At 54.3% G+C, this 16,722-nt stretch carries 21 protein-coding genes and 1 tRNA gene; 11 read left to right on the plus strand and 11 right to left on the minus strand.

Annotated features, from left to right (window positions below; translation table 11 throughout):
• Positions 1–3 precede the first annotated feature (3 nt).
• Both WDB70_RS04145 and sodB read right to left on the minus strand, forming a co-directional pair.
• A complete protein-coding gene (locus tag WDB70_RS04145) occupies positions 4–1,926 on the minus strand; it encodes a PrkA family serine protein kinase (RefSeq protein WP_406666913.1) in 1,923 nt (640 codons plus the stop codon).
• A 189-nt stretch (positions 1,927–2,115) separates the two neighbouring features.
• On the minus strand, positions 2,116–2,694 hold the full coding sequence (gene sodB / locus WDB70_RS04150; protein WP_406666915.1) for a superoxide dismutase [Fe]: 579 nt from the start codon (positions 2,692–2,694) through the stop codon (positions 2,116–2,118).
• Between the two features lie 172 nt (positions 2,695–2,866).
• Here sodB and WDB70_RS04155 point away from each other — a divergent pair, with 172 nt between their 5' ends.
• Positions 2,867–3,199 (plus strand): Grx4 family monothiol glutaredoxin, encoded by a 333-nt coding sequence (locus WDB70_RS04155; protein WP_406666917.1) that lies wholly within the window; start codon positions 2,867–2,869, stop codon positions 3,197–3,199.
• 45 nt (positions 3,200–3,244) lie between these two features.
• On the opposite strand, the gene WDB70_RS04160 is transcribed toward WDB70_RS04155, so the two are convergent.
• A complete protein-coding gene (locus WDB70_RS04160; RefSeq protein WP_406666919.1) occupies positions 3,245–4,570 on the minus strand; it encodes a Na+/H+ antiporter family protein in 1,326 nt (441 codons plus the stop codon).
• A gap of 160 nt (positions 4,571–4,730) precedes the next feature.
• Here WDB70_RS04160 and WDB70_RS04165 point away from each other — a divergent pair, with 160 nt between their 5' ends.
• Entirely contained in the window at positions 4,731–5,336 is a 606-nt protein-coding gene (locus WDB70_RS04165; RefSeq protein ID WP_406666921.1) for a peroxiredoxin, read from the plus strand.
• Positions 5,337–5,447: 111 nt separating this feature from the next.
• Positions 5,448–6,938, plus strand: coding sequence for an FMN-binding glutamate synthase family protein (locus WDB70_RS04170; RefSeq protein WP_406666923.1), 1,491 nt, complete (start codon positions 5,448–5,450; stop codon positions 6,936–6,938).
• A gap of 24 nt (positions 6,939–6,962) precedes the next feature.
• Here the strand turns inward: WDB70_RS04170 and WDB70_RS04175 are convergent, their stop codons facing one another.
• Entirely contained in the window at positions 6,963–7,295 is a 333-nt protein-coding gene (locus WDB70_RS04175) for a DUF3634 family protein (RefSeq protein ID WP_406666925.1), read from the minus strand.
• Positions 7,296–7,390: 95 nt separating this feature from the next.
• On the opposite strand from WDB70_RS04175, the gene WDB70_RS04180 reads away from it, so the two are divergent.
• Together WDB70_RS04180 and WDB70_RS04185 are read left to right on the plus strand one after the other, a co-directional pair.
• Positions 7,391–7,888 carry a GNAT family N-acetyltransferase gene (locus WDB70_RS04180; protein ID WP_406666927.1) on the plus strand — a complete coding sequence of 166 codons (498 nt, stop codon included), beginning with the start codon at positions 7,391–7,393 and terminating at the stop codon, positions 7,886–7,888.
• A complete protein-coding gene (locus WDB70_RS04185; RefSeq protein WP_406666929.1) occupies positions 7,889–8,731 on the plus strand; it encodes an EamA family transporter in 843 nt (280 codons plus the stop codon).
• On the opposite strand, the gene WDB70_RS04190 is transcribed toward WDB70_RS04185, so the two are convergent.
• The 4 genes from WDB70_RS04190 to WDB70_RS04205 all read right to left on the minus strand — a co-directional run bounded on the left by WDB70_RS04190 (position 8,713) and on the right by WDB70_RS04205 (position 11,238).
• Complete coding sequence (locus tag WDB70_RS04190) at positions 8,713–9,366, minus strand: DUF2982 domain-containing protein (RefSeq protein WP_406666931.1); 654 nt, start codon at positions 9,364–9,366, stop codon at positions 8,713–8,715. The genes WDB70_RS04185 and WDB70_RS04190 overlap by 19 nt on opposite strands.
• Before the next feature lie 6 nt (positions 9,367–9,372).
• A complete protein-coding gene (gene luxS / locus WDB70_RS04195; protein WP_406666933.1) occupies positions 9,373–9,885 on the minus strand; it encodes an S-ribosylhomocysteine lyase in 513 nt (170 codons plus the stop codon).
• 126 nt (positions 9,886–10,011) lie between these two features.
• Positions 10,012–10,087 (minus strand) — tRNA-Arg (locus WDB70_RS04200).
• 68 nt (positions 10,088–10,155) lie between these two features.
• On the minus strand, positions 10,156–11,238 hold the full coding sequence (locus WDB70_RS04205) for a flagella assembly protein FlgT middle domain-containing protein (protein WP_406666935.1): 1,083 nt from the start codon (positions 11,236–11,238) through the stop codon (positions 10,156–10,158).
• Between the two features lie 123 nt (positions 11,239–11,361).
• Between WDB70_RS04205 and WDB70_RS04210 the strand changes: the two genes are divergently transcribed.
• Together WDB70_RS04210 and WDB70_RS04215 are read left to right on the plus strand one after the other, a co-directional pair.
• On the plus strand, positions 11,362–11,922 hold the full coding sequence (locus WDB70_RS04210) for a FlgO family outer membrane protein (RefSeq protein WP_406666937.1): 561 nt from the start codon (positions 11,362–11,364) through the stop codon (positions 11,920–11,922).
• Positions 11,919–12,356, plus strand: coding sequence for a hypothetical protein (locus tag WDB70_RS04215; RefSeq protein WP_406666939.1), 438 nt, complete (start codon positions 11,919–11,921; stop codon positions 12,354–12,356). The genes WDB70_RS04210 and WDB70_RS04215 overlap by 4 nt, the downstream gene beginning before the upstream one ends.
• Here WDB70_RS04215 and flgN read toward each other — a convergent pair whose 3' ends face one another.
• From flgN to flgA, 3 genes are all read right to left on the minus strand, one after another.
• Positions 12,357–12,800 carry a flagellar export chaperone FlgN gene (flgN, locus tag WDB70_RS04220; RefSeq protein ID WP_406666941.1) on the minus strand — a complete coding sequence of 148 codons (444 nt, stop codon included), beginning with the start codon at positions 12,798–12,800 and terminating at the stop codon, positions 12,357–12,359.
• A 10-nt stretch (positions 12,801–12,810) separates the two neighbouring features.
• A complete protein-coding gene (flgM, locus tag WDB70_RS04225; protein ID WP_406666943.1) occupies positions 12,811–13,137 on the minus strand; it encodes a flagellar biosynthesis anti-sigma factor FlgM in 327 nt (108 codons plus the stop codon).
• A gap of 96 nt (positions 13,138–13,233) precedes the next feature.
• The gene (gene flgA / locus WDB70_RS04230; protein ID WP_406666945.1) at positions 13,234–13,809 is read right to left on the minus strand and encodes a flagellar basal body P-ring formation chaperone FlgA; all 576 of its coding nucleotides are present in this window, start codon (positions 13,807–13,809) and stop codon (positions 13,234–13,236) included.
• Positions 13,810–14,050: 241 nt separating this feature from the next.
• Here flgA and WDB70_RS04235 point away from each other — a divergent pair, with 241 nt between their 5' ends.
• The 4 genes from WDB70_RS04235 (at position 14,051) to flgC (ending at position 16,720) form a co-directional block, all read left to right on the plus strand.
• A complete protein-coding gene (locus WDB70_RS04235; protein WP_406666947.1) occupies positions 14,051–14,980 on the plus strand; it encodes a chemotaxis protein CheV in 930 nt (309 codons plus the stop codon).
• Between the two features lie 2 nt (positions 14,981–14,982).
• Positions 14,983–15,813 carry a CheR family methyltransferase gene (locus WDB70_RS04240; protein ID WP_406666949.1) on the plus strand — a complete coding sequence of 277 codons (831 nt, stop codon included), beginning with the start codon at positions 14,983–14,985 and terminating at the stop codon, positions 15,811–15,813.
• Positions 15,814–15,878: 65 nt separating this feature from the next.
• Entirely contained in the window at positions 15,879–16,298 is a 420-nt protein-coding gene (gene flgB / locus WDB70_RS04245; RefSeq protein ID WP_406666951.1) for a flagellar basal body rod protein FlgB, read from the plus strand.
• A 2-nt stretch (positions 16,299–16,300) separates the two neighbouring features.
• The gene (gene flgC / locus WDB70_RS04250) at positions 16,301–16,720 is read left to right on the plus strand and encodes a flagellar basal body rod protein FlgC (protein WP_406666953.1); all 420 of its coding nucleotides are present in this window, start codon (positions 16,301–16,303) and stop codon (positions 16,718–16,720) included.
• Positions 16,721–16,722 lie beyond the last annotated feature (2 nt).

Below are 16,722 nucleotides of genomic sequence, written 5' to 3' on the forward strand. Positions count from 1 at the left end.
CCGTCAGGATGATTTACGCACCCGCAGATACCAGTCCGACAGCAACCGGACCTGCTTACGGGTGTAGCCTTTGTCCATCATCCGTGCCACGAAGTCATCGTGCTTTTTACGTTCTTCCGTTGAGGTTTTGGTATTGAAAGAAATGACCGGCAACAGCTCCTCGGTGTTGGAGAACATTTTTTTCTCAATCACCGTGCGCAGCTTCTCGTAACTGGTCCAAACCGGGTTTTTGCCGTTATTGTTGGCTCGTGCCCGTAGTACGAAGTTGACGATCTCGTTACGAAAATCTTTGGGGTTGGAAATGCCCGCCGGCTTTTCAATTTTCTCCAGTTCGGCATTAAGGGCGGCGCGGTCAAACAGCTGGCCGGTTTCCGGATCGCGGTATTCCTGATCCTGGATCCAGAAGTCGGCATAGATGACGTAGCGGTCAAAAATGTTCTGGCCGTATTCACTGTAGGACTCCAGATAAGCGGTCTGGATCTCCTTGCCGATGAAATCCACATACTTGGGAATCAGATAGCCTTTGAGGAACTCCTTGTAGCGGTCGGCGGTATCCTGCGGGAATTGCTCCCGTTCAATCTGCTGCTCCAGCACGTAGAACAGATGCACTGGGTTGGCGGCCACCTCGGCGTGATCAAAGTTGAATACCCGTGACAAAATCTTAAAAGCAAAGCGGGTGGAAAGGCCGCTCATGCCTTCATCGACTCCGGCATAGTCACGGTACTCCTGATAGCTCTTAGCCTTCGGATCGGTGTCTTTCAGGCTCTCGCCGTCATAAACGCGCATCTTCGAATAAATGCTGGAGTTTTCCGGCTCACTGAGCCGTGATAACACCGAAAAGCGCGCCATTGTTTCCAATGTGCCCGGTGCGCAGGGGGCCTGGGTTAGCTCGGAGTGCTCAATGAGCTTATCGTAGATTTTTATTTCCTCGGTCACCCGCAGGCAGTAGGGGACTTTGACGATATAAACCCGGTCTAAAAAGGCTTCGTTATTACGGTTGTTACGAAAGGCCTGCCATTCTGACTCATTGGAGTGCGCGAGAATAATGCCCTGGAAGGGCATCGCGGAGAGGCTTTCGGTGCCGTTGAAGTTGCCTTCCTGAGTAGCTGTCAGCAGGGGGTGCAGCACTTTGATTGGCGCTTTGAACATCTCGACGAACTCCATGACCCCCTGGTTGGCACGGCACAGTGCGCCAGAGAAGGAGTAAGCGTCGGCATCATCCTGGCTGAACATTTCCAGCTTACGAATATCCACTTTGCCCACCAGGCTGGAAATGTCCTGGTTGTTTTCATCGCCTGGTTCGGTCTTGGCGATGGCTCGCTGATCAAGAATCGAAGGATAAACCTTAACCACCCGGAACTGGCTGATATCACCACCAAATTCACGTAGCCGCTTGACCGCCCAAGGCGACATGATCACTTCCAGGGCTCGGCGGGGAATGCCGTATTCCGATTCCAGCAGGGCAGCATCTTCGTTAGGGTCAAACAGGCATAAAGGGTGATCCTGTACCGGAGAGCCTTTGAGCATATAAATGGGCTCTTTTTGCATCAGGTATTTCAGTTTTTCAGCCAATGACGATTTACCGCCACCGACCGGGCCTAGCAAATAGAGGATCTGTTTACGTTCTTCTAGCCCCTGCGCGGCATGTTTGAGGTAAGCCACGATCTGCTCAATGGCTTCTTCCATACCGTAAAAGTCCGTGAAGGCGGGGTAGCGGGCGATGACCCGGTTTGAGAACAGCCTTGATAACCGCGGCTCTTTGGCGGTATCAATCATTTCTGGTTCGCCAATGGCCGCCAGCAAACGCTCAGCAGCACTGGCATAGGCCATTTTGTCGTCCTTGCAGAGCGTGAGAAATTCTTCCAGAGAGTATTCTTCTTCACGTGCTTGTTCGTAGCGCTGGCGGAAAGTGTCGATGATGCTCATAAAAACCCCCTGAAAGCCGGAAAAGACAAACACTCATAGCTAAGCGTAGTCCCATTAGCGTTGCCCAGGGGCGGAGATCGATCAGTTTTTTTGAGTCTGTTTAATCTGTAAAAACTGATATATGCCAGCGCGTTAGCAGCTTCAGGTAATAAAAAAGCCCGCCGAAGCGGGCTTTTCTCGATAGGTCTATCAGGCGAAGTTCTGGTTCACAAAGTCCCAGTTCACCAGTGCCCAGAATGCGTCCATGTACTTCGGACGGGCATTGCGGTAATCGATGTAGTAAGCGTGCTCCCATACATCCACGGTCAGCAACGGTGTCAGGCCTTCGGTGATCGGGCAGCCAGCGTTGGAGGTATTGTGAATGGCGATGGAGCCATCAGCCTTTTTCACCAGCCAGGTCCAGCCGGAGCCGAAGTTGGTGGTAGCGCTTTTGGTGAATTCTTCTTTGAAGGCATCAAAAGAGCCGAAAGTGCTGTTGATAGCATCAGCAATGGCACCAGTAGCTACGCCGCCGCCGTTGGGGCTCAGGCAGTGCCAGTAGAAGGTATGGTTCCAGACCTGGGCGGCGTTGTTGAACAGGCCACCGCTGGCGGTTTTGATAATGTCTTCCAGAGACTTGCCTTCGTTTTCAGTGCCGGCAGTCAGGTTGTTCAGGTTAACTACGTAGGTGTTGTGGTGTTTACCGTAGTGAAATTCCAGAGTCTCAGCGGAGATGTGCGGTTCCAGAGCGTTTTTCTCGTAAGGAAGTGGCGGAAGTTCAAAAGCCATTTGTTCCTCTCCTTTGGTTGTGTTCGACATTACTCACTCGTCATTCATTGTACTCCCTCTGCCTGCGCTGTGAATATATAAAGCAATTTTTTTATTTATCGGGTAGTCAGGGGTCTTGGGCTAGCACCTTGCTGGCAGTACAATAGTTGGCAACATTGATAAGGGGGTTGTCATGGACACCATCGAACGCATTAAAGAGCAGATCGCTGAGCACAGCATTCTGCTGTATATGAAAGGCTCACCCAAGCTGCCCAGCTGCGGCTTTTCGGCCCAGGCCGCACAGGCACTGATGGCCTGTGGTGAGCCCTTCGCTTATGTCGATATTCTGCAAAACCCGGATATCCGTGCCGAGTTGCCAAAATATGCTGACTGGCCGACGTTCCCGCAACTGTGGGTAGCAGGCGAGCTGATTGGTGGCTGCGACATTATTCTGGAAATGTACCAGAAAGGGGAGTTGCAGCCGCTGGTTAAAGAAGCGGCGCAGCAGCCAGAAGATAACGCCTGATACCAGGGCAGCAAAAACCGGGCAGCAGCCCGGTTTTTTTATGCCTTATAACACCATTGCGGCTACCCAGCCGGCCACTAGTAGCGGCAGGTTGTAATGGATGAAGGTTGGGATCACTGAATCACGAATGTGGTCATGCTGGCCATCAGCATTAAGGCCTGCTGTCGGGCCAACGGTGGAATCTGACGCTGGTGAGCCGGCATCCCCTAACGCCGCGGCAGTACCGACAATGGCTGCGGTGGCCATAGCTGAAAAGCCCAACTGGATGCACAACGGCACATACAAAGTGGCGATGATCGGCACCGTCGAGAAACTGGAGCCAATACCCATGGTGACAAATAGCCCGACCAGCAGCATCAGCGCGGCGGCCATAGGTTTTGACCCCATGTCTGCTGACAGGCTTTGGACCAGTGTATTGACCGCGCCTGTGGCTTTGAGCACATCGGCGTAGCCGCTGGCGGTGATCATGATAAAGCCAATCAGCGACATCATCTTCACCCCTTGGGTGAAGTCATCCTGACTTTCTTGCCAGGGCACCACACCACCGGCAACAAACACACAAAAACCGGCCAAAGCGCCGAGAATAATGGAGTCGGTAGTTAACTGCAGGGTGTAGGCGCTCGCTAATGCCAGTACGGTGACTAGCAATATGCGCCAATTCAGTGGCCGATGGTCAGTGGTTTCACCGGGCACATGGCTGGGCGCGTAGTGGCGAGGCTTTCGGTAACTGATGAACACGGCAATCAGCAACCCCGCCACCATACCCAGCGCCGGGATCAGCATTACCTTCGGGAGCTGACTGGCACTGATGGCCAGGCCATTAGCGGTCAAATTACCCAGCAATAACTGGTTGAGAAATATCCCGCCAAAACCAACCGGTAAGGCCATATAGGGTGTAACCAGACCAAAGGTCATCACACAGGCTAGCAGCCGCCGGTCAACCTTGAGATCAGTCAAAACGCCCAACAGTGGCGGGATCAGTATGGGAATAAAAGCAATATGAATGGGGATCAGGTTCTGTGACATCACGGCCATCGTCAGGATCACCGCCAGTAAGGTATTTTTGATCACGAGCCGGCGGCTGGGGCTGGGGGTGCTGCCCAGACGCCCGACGATATGATTGGCCAGCCACTCGGTGATCCCGGAGCGGGCAATGGCCACAGCAAAAGCACCGAGCATGGCGTAGCCCAAGGCGATTTCAGCGCCGCCGCCAAGGCCGCCGGTAAAAGCGGCCAGAGTACGGTGAAGGTCAAGGCCGCCCAGCAGGCCAGCGGCAATGGCTGACAGTGCCAACGCCACGACCACATTGACCCTCGCCAGGCTTAGCAGCAACAGCAGCAATACGGATAACACAACCGGGTTCAGTAACATTGTTCTTATTCTGTTTTTTTGATGAAAAGGCAGCCTAGCAAGCTGTCCGGTGGCTGTCGATGTACCGGGGCGTCCCTTGTTTGTCATGATCAAGCGGCTATAATCGGCGACGACACAAATCGGCATGCCTCATGCCACATCAATAAAATGGAGAAGTGCAATGAGCGTACTCGTTGGTCGTCCGGCACCGGACTTCACTGCAGCGGCTGTCATGGGTAACGGTGAGATCACCGAATCCTTCAACCTCAAGTCCCACATCAAGGGCAAGTACGCGGTAGTATTCTTCTACCCGTTGGATTTCACCTTTGTATGCCCGTCTGAGCTGATTGCTTTTGACCATCGTCTGGAAGAATTCACCAAGCGTGGCGTTGAAGTCATCGGTGTATCCATTGACTCCCAGTTCACTCACCACGCCTGGCGTGCCACTGCTATTGAAAAAGGCGGTATTGGTGAAGTGCGTTACCCGCTGGTTGCTGACGTGAAGCACGAGATCTGCAAAGCCTATGACGTTGAGCACCCGGAAGCGGGCGTAGCGTTCCGTGGTTCTTTTTTGATTGACCAGGAAGGTACTGTGCGCCATCAGGTGGTTAACGACCTGCCGCTGGGCCGCAACATTGATGAGATGCTGCGCATGATTGATGCCCTGCAATTCACCGAAGAGCACGGTGAAGTGTGCCCGGCCGGTTGGAACAAAGGTGACAAAGGTATGAAAGCTGACGCTGATGGCGTTGCTTCCTACCTGGCAGAAAACGCCAGCAAACTGTAAGTACCATTAGGTATATAAGAGCCGGCCTAGTGCCGGCTTTTTTGTCACCGGTTGCCTGCAATTTCAGCATAAAAAGCGTAGGCTGGACGAGTACAACCACAAGGAGTGCCCATGACAACCCTGGATTCGGTGGTCAGCGCCACGATTGAAATTTTTGTACTGATCCTGCTGTTGCTGGTGATCGGTGCCATTGTCGCTTTTTTTATTGCCTATCAGGAAGATGCCCGCCAGACCCGCTCCGCCATTTTGCGTAATTACCCGGTTATCGGCCGCTTTCGCTATTTGTTCGAACACCTCGGTGAGTTCTTTCGCCAGTATTTCTACGCCATGGACCGGGAAGAAATGCCCTTTAACCGGGCGCAGCGTACCTGGTGCTACAAGGCTGCCAAGAATGTCGATAATACGCGGGCTTTTGGCTCTACCCGCGATATGAGCAAGCCCGGTACGGTACTGTTTCTTAACACCCCTTACCCGACTTTAGACACCGACGGTGTAGCGGCCCCGGGGCGAGTGATTGGTCCCTATGCCCGCCACTCTTATGAAGCCAAGACCTTTTTTAATATTTCCGGCATGAGCTTTGGCGCTTTGTCGAAAGTAGCCGTGGAGGCGCTCTCCAAAGGCGCTGCCAAAGCGGGCTGCTGGTACAACACCGGTGAGGGTGGGCTGTCGCCTTATCACCTTAGCGGCGGCTGCGATATCGTTTTTCAGATAGGCACTGCCAAGTACGGCGTCCGTAATGAGAATGGCCAATTGGACGATGACAAGCTCAAGGCCATAGCTGAGCACCCACAAGTGAAACTGTTTGAGCTGAAACTCAGCCAGGGTGCAAAACCGGGCAAGGGGGGCATGTTGCCTGGTGCCAAGGTGACCGAAGAAATTGCCAAAGTGCGTGGCATTCCTCGGGGTGAGGATTCCATCAGCCCTAATCGTCACCCGGAAATTGACAGTGTTGACAGTCTGCTGACCATGGTTGGTCATATCCGTGAAGTCACCGGCAAGCCCTGCGGCATCAAGTTTGTGCTGGGTACACGGGAATGGCTGGATGAATTTTTTACGACTATTAAACAGCGTGGGGTAGAAGTGGCCCCTGACTTTATCACTCTTGATGGCGCGGATGGCGGTACCGGCGCGGCGCCGATGCCACTCATGGACTCTGTGGGTCTGACGTTAAGAGAAAGCCTGCCTGCGCTGGTCGATAAGCTTGACGAATACGAGCTGCGTGAGCGTATTCCGGTGGTTGCCTCCGGTAAGCTGATCACGCCGACGGATGTGGCCTGGGCCATCGCCATGGGCGCTGATTTTGTGAACAGTGCTCGGGGCTTTTTATTTTCGCTGGGATGTATTCAGTCGATGCAGTGCAATAAAAACACCTGCCCTACCGGTATCACCACTCATGATCCGAAGCTACAACGGGGGCTGGTGCCGGCCGACAAAGCGGAGCGGGTTGCGCACTACCATGCCAATGTCGAAAAAGAAGTGGGGATCATTGCCCACTCTGTCGGCGTGAAAGAGCCACGGGAATTGCGCCGCCATCATGCGCAGGTGCTGGGCACCAATGGGGTGTGGCAAAGTCTGCATGATTTGCATCCGGAAAAACTGTGAAAAAGCGGCCTCAGGGCCGCTTTTTTAGGAGCGTTTGCGCTGGTAACTCTGAAAAGGAAAGGCACTGCGCAGCTTTTCTTTAATTAATGGCGGAAAGTTACTGGAAAACAGCAAGCTGATCTGGCCATGGTGGCGGTAGCCATAAAGGGTACCTTTGACGTGACTGTGCCGTGCCAGGTTTTCACAAAAGGCTTTGAAATCGGTCGGCAAGGTGCCTTTTTTCACCACCAGCTGATGGCCGCGAAACTGCACGACAAACAGGCAAAGGCTGCGGCGTGTCAGCCGGTAAGCCAGCAGCACCAGCAGCACCAGTAAAGCCAGGCCAGGCAGTGCAACAAGCAGGGCGTCTAAGGTCATGATGGCACCGTCAAAAAAATGTCACTTCAAGTGTATAGCGCATTTCCCGGCTGCTTGTTTTACCCTGATGGCCTTTTGCCATAGAGCCTGAGCCGATGATTGTAACGCCGCGCCTGTTGTTACGTCCTTTTACCCTTGATGATGCGCAAGCCTTTTGGGACATGAACCGTGACCCGCAGGTACTGCATTACATTGGCCAGCCGCCGATCCCCAGTCTGGCTGAAGCAAAAGCGATGATGAAAAAAACAGCGCTGAGCGATTATGCCAACTACGGCCATGGCCGTCTGGCGGTCGTGCATAAAGCTGATAATAAAGTCATTGGCTTTTGTGGCATCAAATACCTGCCGGAAATGGATGAGCGGGAGCTGGGTTACCGGCTGATGCCGACTTACTGGCGTCAGGGACTCGCTACCGAAGCGGCGGCTGCGGCCTTGGCCGACGGCCACCAGCGGCTGGCATTGGCGCGCATTATTGCGCTTATTCATCAGGACAACCTCGGTTCACAAGGTGTGGCGCGTAGCATCGGTATGCAGCAACAAGGCTGGCGGCGCTACTTTGGTAAAGATGTGATGTGTTTTTGCTCGGAGCAGTAAATGGCGTTGTTGTGGTTGGTCACCCTGTTGTGGGCGTTTTCTTTTTCGTTGATTGGTGTTTATTTAGCCGGTCAGGTGGACGCTTACCTGGCGGTACTGTCGCGGATGCTCTTGGCATTGTTGGTTTTTTTGCCGTTTTGGCGGCCTTTACCGTGGCGTCGGGCCTTGCGGCTGATGGCCATCGGTGCCATCGAAATCGGCGTGATGTATCTGTTTCTATACAAAAGCTACCAGTATCTCAGCGTGCCGGAGCTACTGCTGTTCACCATCTTTACTCCGCTTTACGTCAGTCTGTTTGCGGATCTGCTGGCCCGACGTTGGCCCCGGCAGTTCTGGCTACCGGCCATGTTGGCGGTAGCCGGTGCCTTGGTGATCCGTTGGACCGATCTCAGTGACAGTTACTGGCATGGTTTTTTGTTGATCCAGGCCGCCAATGCCTGCTTTGCCCTGGGGCAGGTCTGGTATCGCCATGACAGTGCCGGTGATGACTTGACCCACCGTCAGCGCTTTGCCTGGTTTTTTCTCGGTGCCAGCCTGGTTACAGCTCTGGCGGCGCTGTGTTGGGGCGATTGGGCGGCGCGGCCCCAGACCTGGCTACAAGGTGCAGTGTTGCTGTGGTTGGGCATTGTGGCATCCGGACTGGGCTATTTGGGCTGGAGTGCCGGTTCCATGCGTGTCAGTGCGCAACAACTGGCGGTCATGAATAACGTCCTGATCCCCGCCGGTATTGTGGTCAATGTGGTGATCTGGCAGGGGCAGGCCGACTGGCTGCGGTTGCTGGCAGGCTCGGCGGTAATGGTATTGGCGCTGTGGTTGAGTCGCCGTCAGTCTCGTGGCGCCTGACCCGCAGCCCAGTAGCGGCGTAGCAGCCCCAGGCCGTTGTCGCCAGCCAGCTCTTCGGCCATGAGCAGATCAAAACCGGTCAACGCACGCAATCTGGCCATGCGGTTACCGAGCATGGCGATCACGCCACTGTAGTGTACGCCACCGGGGCTGATGTAGTGGTTGTCTTCAAAGAGGTCATCAGCCTGGCAGGACGGGCATTGCTGACGCAACGCCAAGACCAGTAGGTTACGCTGCTCGGTGAGCAGCCCGACCGCCAGCCGGGGGCTGATGGTGGCAAGGATACAATCCGGGTTTTTCAGGCGAAAACCGATATAGGGTAGCTCACGGGCGGCAAAGCCCTGGCCCAGCGTTAGCTGATCCAGGCGCTGAATATCGGTCCACTTCAGGCTCCAGCCTCCCCGGCGGTGATGTAGGCTCAGGCTTTGGTCATTGACCGACAGGCTGTTGACCGGCTCGGTCAACTTGCCAACGCCCAATATCAATAGCACCGGCCCGACCAAAATCAGCAGCATACCCGGCCCGAGCCAGTGCTGGCTGAGCGCGCCAACGCCCAATGCCAGCACCAGAATGCCGGCAACGGTGAAGGTTAGGCCGTTACGGTGGCGGCCGCTGGAGAGGTCGACCCCTTTCATAGCGCCTTACTGGTGCTTGGCCAGAAACTCCTCGCTCAGTGCCAGCTCGTCATTCACATTGACGGTTACCCCTCGGGCTGCAACATTACGCGCAATATCCTGCGCTTCGGTCAAAGAGTGCATGGTAGCAGTGCCGCACTGGTAGAGATTCAGCTCCGGGATCTGGGATTGATCTTGCACTTCGATAACATCGTTCATTGCCGCCAGCCAGGCATCGGCCACTTGTTGCTCGCTCGGCTCGCCGATCAGGCTCATGTAAAAACCGGTGCGACAACCCATCGGCGAAATATCAATGATCTCAACCTGGTCACTGTTCAGGTGCTGGCGCATAAAACCGGCAAACAGGTGCTCCAGGGTATGAATGCCTTTTTCACTGAGAATTTCCTGGTTGGGCAGGCAAAAACGCAGATCAAATACCGTGATGGTATCGCCACCGGGGGTAGTCATGGTTTTGGCAACACGTACGGCCGGAGCCTTCATGCGGGTGTGGTCAACAGTAAAGCTGTCCAGAAGCGGCATGGGAAATCCTTATTTCAGCGATAAACTCGTGCCGGCCATGGTATCAAAAGCCTTGCTAGGCGCTGTAATGGAATTTACCTGACGGTGGCAAAGAAACGACAAACCCCGCCGCAGCGAGGTTTGATGTGGCGTCCCCACCAGGACTCGAACCTGGATCGGTCGCTTAGGAGGCGACTGCTCTATCCTGTTGAGCTATAGGGACTTAGCAGCCGATTATACCGTTGCCCCGGCAGATGGAAAGCGCCCACCGGCCGGTTGTGCAAAAGCTGCTCAGTTGTCGGCTCTGACCACAAAATCCCCGACTTGAATGTTGGCTTGCTCAGGGGCGATTGGCGTTTTGAGCAGGGTCTGGGTAGCCGACTGCCAGGCCACGGTTAAAGTGGTATCAGCGGGCACCAGTACCTGGCGGCGATCACCGGTGGCGGTCACCATGGTGCGTTTGTGCAGCAGGGTAAAGGTGTCGTCCGGATGGATACCGGCCTTGAGCCCGGCATCCAGCAGCAAACCATTTTCATTGATGGCAATGATCGGCCACTGGCTTGCCTGGCAGGGCAGCGCCTGCTCAAGATCGGTGACCAGTTGCTGCAATTGCCGTTGCAGAGCTTGGCCAAAAGGGCTTAGCCAAAAGCGTGGGTCTTGGGTGTCAAGGTTGACGCCATTGGCTTCACTGGCTTCGGCCAGGTAGCGGCGCTGAAAGAGTTTGTGGCCGGAAAAACTGTCAATTAGCCAGGTGTCTATGGCTACGCTTATGCGGTGTTGGTCGCTTTGCCACGGTTTATACCAGGGCGCATCCTGACGGCTATCGGCGATGCGTACTAAACGGCCACCCAGCAGGTAGCGGGCACCGCTGGTTTCTGCCAGTTGCTGCAATACCGCTTTACTATGGGCTTGTGGTTGGTCGAGAGTGGCACCGATGCTGTCAACCGGCATCAGTGCACTTTGGCGGGCACGGAGCAATCTTGCCAGCTCGGCGGCAATACCTTGCCCTGGGTCACCCACCAGGCCACTGATTGCCTGATCCGGCGTCGCCCAGCTAAAGCGGTACAGGGCGATAGGCTGGCGTTGCCAGCATTGGTTGTCGACGTTGTCGTTCAGATCCACCAACACCCGAAGCTTTAATACACCTTGCTGGCGCTCTTCAGATAAGACCTTGTATTGGCGTAGCAGCTGATCGCGGGCGCCATTACCTGCACGAATACCGGCGTAAAAGTGGGCCTGGGCAATAGCATCTTTTAGCGCGGCCTGGTGCGGGTCGCTCTGATCGGTACTGGCCTGGCCCTGCACCTGATACCAGGTCGCCTGTGCCGGTATAGTCAAAAAGGCAAGCATAAAGATGAGCAGACGTCGTGTCATGGTGTCACCTGATCCGGGTTATGGGTCAGATTTTGCAAGAGTCGTTCCAACAAATTGCTTATGCGTTGTTACTTAAGATACGTCAGTTTGCGCCGATAACGGCAACAGAGACGGAGAAGATAGATGATGAAACGACTCTGGCAAGCAACCTTATTCCTATTGTTCGCGCCGGTAGCCCTGGCCGGGAGCTGGTTTGGTAATGCATCACAGCCGGCGCAGTTTGACCATTTCGCCGGGCAGCTGTCACAGCAACTGGCGACGAATGCCCGCTATATCACTTACCGCACGCCACTGGTGGTTGCCAGTTTGGTGGATGTCAACGACCTCGATAGCAGTGGAGCCCTTGGCCGGGTATTGGCCGAGAGCTTGACAACCAAGCTGCACCAGCTGGGTTACACGCTGGTTGATCTCAAAGGCCGAGGTAAAATCAATATCACCGGCAAGGGCGATTTTTACCTGAGCCGTGATCCGGCCAAGCTGAATGAACGCCTGCCGGTAGATTACGTGCTGGTTGGCACTTATGAACAGCGCCCGGACGGGGTGCAGGTCAATGTACGTATCGAAGGCATCAAATCGCGAGTGGTCGTGGCCACTGCCAGTGGTTTTATGGATAACCAGATGATGGGGCAGGGCCAGCGGGTCATATTCAGCCATAACGGTTTTCTGGAGCGGGAGGGGCAATGAAAAAACTACTGATGCTGACACTGCTGGCGCTCAGTGGCTGTAGTGCCCTGACAACGCCTGCGGACACTGATTTACTGACCGGCGTTGGGGTTGCCATTATTGCTGACCAGCCCGGTAAGTCGGTGGCTGAACGCCAGCGCCAGGCGATGGAAACTTCGAAACTACTGGCCTATCAGGAACTGGCTGAACAGGTCTATGGCGTCAATGTCTCAAGCCGCCGGCAATTAAGCGCTGGCAAACTAACCGCAGAGCAGACTCAGCTGCGTGTGCAAGGGCTGGTTAAAGGCGCCAAGGTGCTTCGTAGCTATCAGCTGCAGGGACGTTATGTGACCGAGGTACAAATGGCACGCCAGAGCCTGGCCAGCAATGATGACAGCGATTATCAGCTGCTGACCCAGCCAGGCCCTAAAATCCGCGTGATCCGCGGCTATTAATTACGCCTGAATATCACCGAGCAGGCGAGTGCGGCTAGCCGCCTCGCCTTTTTGATTGTAGGTTCGGTTAGATTGGCCCAGCGCCCGCAGCAACAACTCACTTTGCTGTGACTGCCGCTTTTGTAACTGCACAATAATCTCCCCATTGACTGCATTGGCTTCATGGCACTGCTGCGCCAGTGGCTTGATAGCCCGGAGTTTATCCACGGCTTCAGGCTCCTGACGCTGGGGGTGGCTGGCCAATTGCGTATCGACACTACTTAGCCGGTGGGCCAGAGCTGCCTTACTGTCAGCCATATCGGCTAAGGCTTTGTGATCCTGCCCAACCAGCAGGGAGCGTTCCTGCTCCAATAGTGCCAGCATTTGTTTAAGCTGGGCCGCTTGTAATGACAAAAGCGCATCCAAGGTCTCCCCGGGATGCGCTTCGAGCGTGGTATGGCTCATGGCGTTAGCCTCAGGTTCCGAAGAGATCGTCCTCGAACTGAAGCAATTTGTCTGCCAGCTTTTCGTGGTTCACTTTGTAGTGACCGGACGAAATGGCCTTTTTCAGGCTTTCCACCTTGGTTTTATCAAAGGGAGCCTCAGAGCTCATATTGCGCTGCATCTTTTCCATACCGGCCGCCTGAGCCGTAATTGAAACCGCATCCTGCGCGGTCTTGGCCGCCGGCGGAGCGGTAGTGCTTTGTGTTGACGACGCCGAGGACTGGCGCACGTTCTGGTTAGCCGCTTTAAGACGATTAACGTCTTGCGGCTGGCCATTGTTTACTTTGTCGATTGCCATGAGTACCTCGTCACTGTCAATTTGTTGACGTCATGCCTATTTAATAGGGTCACGCCTCGGTATCGGCAGGTAAGGGCACCACTTTACCACTTTTTTTTAAAAATTGACTGAAACCTGACCTTTGCTTTCGACCCTGGCTTCCACTATTTGCCCGGAGCCGTTGTTTCGTACCCGAACATGATCCCCAAAGGTACCGTTAGTGATAGCAGTGCCTGTAGCGGTGATTTGCAGGCCGCCACTGCCGGCGCGAATGCTAACGGTATCGCCACGGCAAACAACACAAAGGTTGTCAGCCAATACCGGGCTTTGTGCTTGCAGTCCCATTCGTAGTCGGGCGCCAACAATGTCATTCTTGTCAGTAAAAGTTCGGCCACTGAGGCGATTTCTTGAGCGCCACTGCACCATTAAATCGTCAGCAGTGAGCGTCAGCCCCGCTGGTAAGGAACGTGTGGCAACCAGCATTGGTACTGCTACAGTGGCCCTGACGGGCAGAAAATATTGCCAGTGTGGTTTTTTACACCAGAGCCTGACAGTGAATGAACTGTCAGGGTTAGCCCGTGCCGGCACTTGCGACTGAATGTCAGCGCAATAGGGCAATCGCAGCCGGCTGTCAGGCTCGGCAGCAGTGATGTTGATGCGGGCATTGGGTGGTGGCGTAAGGGCTTTTTGCACTGCTGTTTGGGCCACCTTTTGCAGATCAGCGGGCAGTGTCAGCTTTTTTTGGCTGGCTGAGTGCGCAGAAACGCTTACAATCAATAATATAAAGAAGGCCAGGTAATGGCCGATAGCCCTTGCAGCGGCATCTGTTTTTGCAGTCAAACGTCTAGTCACGGCAAATTTCAGTCGTTAGTGGCTGTGTTAGCATACAGGCAAAAGCTGTGCCCATCTGCAACGTGAGGAAATGAGGTCAGGTATGGCGGGTATTCTCGACACAGTAAACCAACGTACTCAGATGGTGGGGCAAAACCGCCTGGAACTGCTGATGTTCAGTTTGGGTGGGCGCCAGCGTTTTGGTATCAACGTCTTTAAAGTGCGTGAGGTGCTGCAGTGTCCGCCGTTGACTGCATTGCCTCGTCGCCAGCATTCCATTCGGGGAGTTGCTCATATCCGCGGGCAGACCATTTCGGTGATCGACTTGCGTCAGGCTATGGGCGGTAAACCGACCGAAGATGTCAGCAATGCTTTTGTGATCATCACAGAATACAACCGTTCAGTGCAGGGTTTCTTGGTGCACTCGGTTGACCGCATTGTGAACTGCAACTGGGAAAGTATTCAGCCACCCCCCAAAGGCGCCGGTCGCTCCAGTTACCTGACCGCGGTGACCGAAGTCGAAGGGGAAATGGTCGAACTGCTCGACGTCGAGAAAATCCTTGATGAAATCAGCCCGATGAATGCCGAAGCCAGTGCTGAGAGTTTTGAAGGGGCTGATGCGTTACGCAAAGATCGTATTTTGCTGATCGCTGATGATTCGGCGGTAGCCCGCGGGCAGATCAAAAAAGCCCTGGCTCCATTGGGTATCCCCTTACAGCTGGTCAAGGATGGCAAAGAAGGCCTGGAGTTCCTTGAAGACATGCTTAGCGAGTGTGATAAGTCCATTACTGAGCAAGTCTGCCTGCTGATTTCTGATGTGGAAATGCCGGAAATGGACGGTTATACCCTTACTGCGGAAGTGCGGGCCAACGCCAAACTTAAGGACTTGCCGGTAATATTGCATACATCGTTGTCAGGCGTTTTTAACCAAGCCATGGTAAAAAAAGTGGGGGCTGACCGCTTCATTGCCAAGTTCAATCCTGATGAATTGGCTATAGCGGTCAAAGAAGTCTTAATGGTAGAGGCTGAATAAGCGTGAGCAATGGCCTGACCGAGCAGGATTACGGCATCTTTCGCCGTTTCCTTGAAGACCAGTGCGGTATTGTACTGGGCGAGAATAAGCAGTATCTGGTGAAAAGTCGCCTGACGCCATTGTTGGGCCGCTTCCGGTTGGTGGATTTAAGTGCGCTGATCAAAATGGTGGTCAACGGCAGTAGTGATCGGGATTTGCGCCCGGCCGTTATTGATGCCATGACCACCAATGAAACCCTGTGGTTTCGTGATGGCTACCCCTTCGATTTACTGACAGAAAAGCTCTTTCCGGAGTTGGGTAAGGGGGGGCGCAACGTCAAAATCTGGTCTGCCGCCTGCTCATCCGGGCAGGAACCTTATTCCATTGCCATCAAGGCACTGGAACACCAGACCAAAAAGCCCGGTACTTTGCCGGGTGGCGTGCAAATTCTTGCCACTGATATTTCCCACAGCATGCTCAGCCAATGCCAGGGGGGCGAGTATGACAGTCTGGCACTGGGCCGGGGCATGAGTGACGAGCGGCGGCGACTGTACTTCGATGAAACTGCGCAAGGTACCTGGCGGATCAAGCCCAATGTGCGTCGGTTGGTGACCTTCCGTCATTTCAACCTGCTGTCCAGTTATACCTTGCTGGGTAAGTTCGATATTGTTTTTTGTCGTAATGTGTTGATTTACTTTTCCCCGGAAAACAAACTGCGCATTCTTAACGGTATAGCCAAGTCACTGAATCCGGGAGGGTATTTGTTTCTCGGTGCTTCTGAGTCGATGCCTACAGCGGTCAGTGATTTTGAAATGGTGCGTTGTAATCCCGGCATTATTTATCGTCGTAAATAGCCTTTTACTCTCCTCTTTGGCACACATCTTGCCTTCGTTATTGACAGTTAACGGAGGCACAACCGATGGCAATCAGCTTCAACAAAGCATTTGGCATTCACCAGTACGCACTCGAGGTGCGCTCGCAGCGTGCTGAGCTGCTGGCATCCAATATTGCCAATGCCGACACCCCTGGCTACAAAGCCCGAGACTTAGACTTCAAGGCCGCTTTGCAGGCTGCCCAGTCACAGCAGCGCCAACCAGGGCTGTTGGCCACCACGTCGGCGGGGCACATGCAGGCGCCGGCTGATCTGGCGGCAAACCTTGGCCTGGGATCGGCAATCGGTTACCGCATACCCAACCAGCCGGACACCGGTGACGGCAATACCGTCGATGTGCAGACCGAGCGCAGCTTGTATTTGCAAAACGCGCTGGAATACCAGACCTCCGTACAGTTTCTCAGCGGCAAGATCAAAGGGCTGATGACGGCCATCAAAGGAGAATAACGATGAGTGATTTATATCGCATCTTCGATGTTGCTGGCAGTGCCATGAGTGCGCAGTCGGTGCGGTTGAATACCACTGCCTCTAACCTGGCCAATGCCAACTCTGTCTCCAGTTCAGCCGGAGCTACCTACCGCGCCCGCCAGCCGGTTTTTGCTGCTGAGCTGAATAATGCCATGGGCGGCCAACAGGACTCTGTCGGCGTAAAGGTGATGGGTATTGTTGAATCGAAAAAACCATTGGTGAAAGAGTACAACCCTGATCACCCGATGGCCGATAAAGACGGTTTTATCTACAAGCCCAATGTCAATGTGGTGGAAGAAATGACCAACATGATTTCCGCCTCCCGCAGCTATCAGACCAACGTGCAGGTAACAGATGTAGCCAAACAGATGCTGCTGCGTACCCTGCAGTTGGGTCAGTGAGG

The organism is Gallaecimonas aegicerasi, from assembly GCF_045291545.1.
Lineage (GTDB): Bacteria > Pseudomonadota > Gammaproteobacteria > Enterobacterales > Gallaecimonadaceae > Gallaecimonas.

Coding starts and splice junctions, on each gene's coding strand:
- flgN (WP_406666941.1), bottom strand. CDS start 12,800: ATGAGCCATACCACGCTCGAAGCGCATCCCGGGGAGACCTTGGATGCG.
- WDB70_RS04210 (WP_406666937.1), top strand. CDS start 11,362: ATGATGAAACGACTCTGGCAAGCAACCTTATTCCTATTGTTCGCGCCG.
- WDB70_RS04180 (WP_406666927.1), top strand. CDS start 7,391: ATGATTGTAACGCCGCGCCTGTTGTTACGTCCTTTTACCCTTGATGAT.
- sodB (WP_406666915.1), bottom strand. CDS start 2,694: ATGGCTTTTGAACTTCCGCCACTTCCTTACGAGAAAAACGCTCTGGAA.
- flgM (WP_406666943.1), bottom strand. CDS start 13,137: ATGGCAATCGACAAAGTAAACAATGGCCAGCCGCAAGACGTTAATCGT.
- WDB70_RS04235 (WP_406666947.1), top strand. CDS start 14,051: ATGGCGGGTATTCTCGACACAGTAAACCAACGTACTCAGATGGTGGGG.
- WDB70_RS04145 (WP_406666913.1), bottom strand. CDS start 1,926: ATGAGCATCATCGACACTTTCCGCCAGCGCTACGAACAAGCACGTGAA.
- WDB70_RS04155 (WP_406666917.1), top strand. CDS start 2,867: ATGGACACCATCGAACGCATTAAAGAGCAGATCGCTGAGCACAGCATT.
- WDB70_RS04205 (WP_406666935.1), bottom strand. CDS start 11,238: ATGACACGACGTCTGCTCATCTTTATGCTTGCCTTTTTGACTATACCG.
- flgB (WP_406666951.1), top strand. CDS start 15,879: ATGGCAATCAGCTTCAACAAAGCATTTGGCATTCACCAGTACGCACTC.
- flgC (WP_406666953.1), top strand. CDS start 16,301: ATGAGTGATTTATATCGCATCTTCGATGTTGCTGGCAGTGCCATGAGT.
- WDB70_RS04215 (WP_406666939.1), top strand. CDS start 11,919: ATGAAAAAACTACTGATGCTGACACTGCTGGCGCTCAGTGGCTGTAGT.
- WDB70_RS04190 (WP_406666931.1), bottom strand. CDS start 9,366: ATGAAAGGGGTCGACCTCTCCAGCGGCCGCCACCGTAACGGCCTAACC.
- WDB70_RS04185 (WP_406666929.1), top strand. CDS start 7,889: ATGGCGTTGTTGTGGTTGGTCACCCTGTTGTGGGCGTTTTCTTTTTCG.
- WDB70_RS04170 (WP_406666923.1), top strand. CDS start 5,448: ATGACAACCCTGGATTCGGTGGTCAGCGCCACGATTGAAATTTTTGTA.
- WDB70_RS04160 (WP_406666919.1), bottom strand. CDS start 4,570: ATGTTACTGAACCCGGTTGTGTTATCCGTATTGCTGCTGTTGCTGCTA.
- luxS (WP_406666933.1), bottom strand. CDS start 9,885: ATGCCGCTTCTGGACAGCTTTACTGTTGACCACACCCGCATGAAGGCT.
- WDB70_RS04175 (WP_406666925.1), bottom strand. CDS start 7,295: ATGACCTTAGACGCCCTGCTTGTTGCACTGCCTGGCCTGGCTTTACTG.
- WDB70_RS04165 (WP_406666921.1), top strand. CDS start 4,731: ATGAGCGTACTCGTTGGTCGTCCGGCACCGGACTTCACTGCAGCGGCT.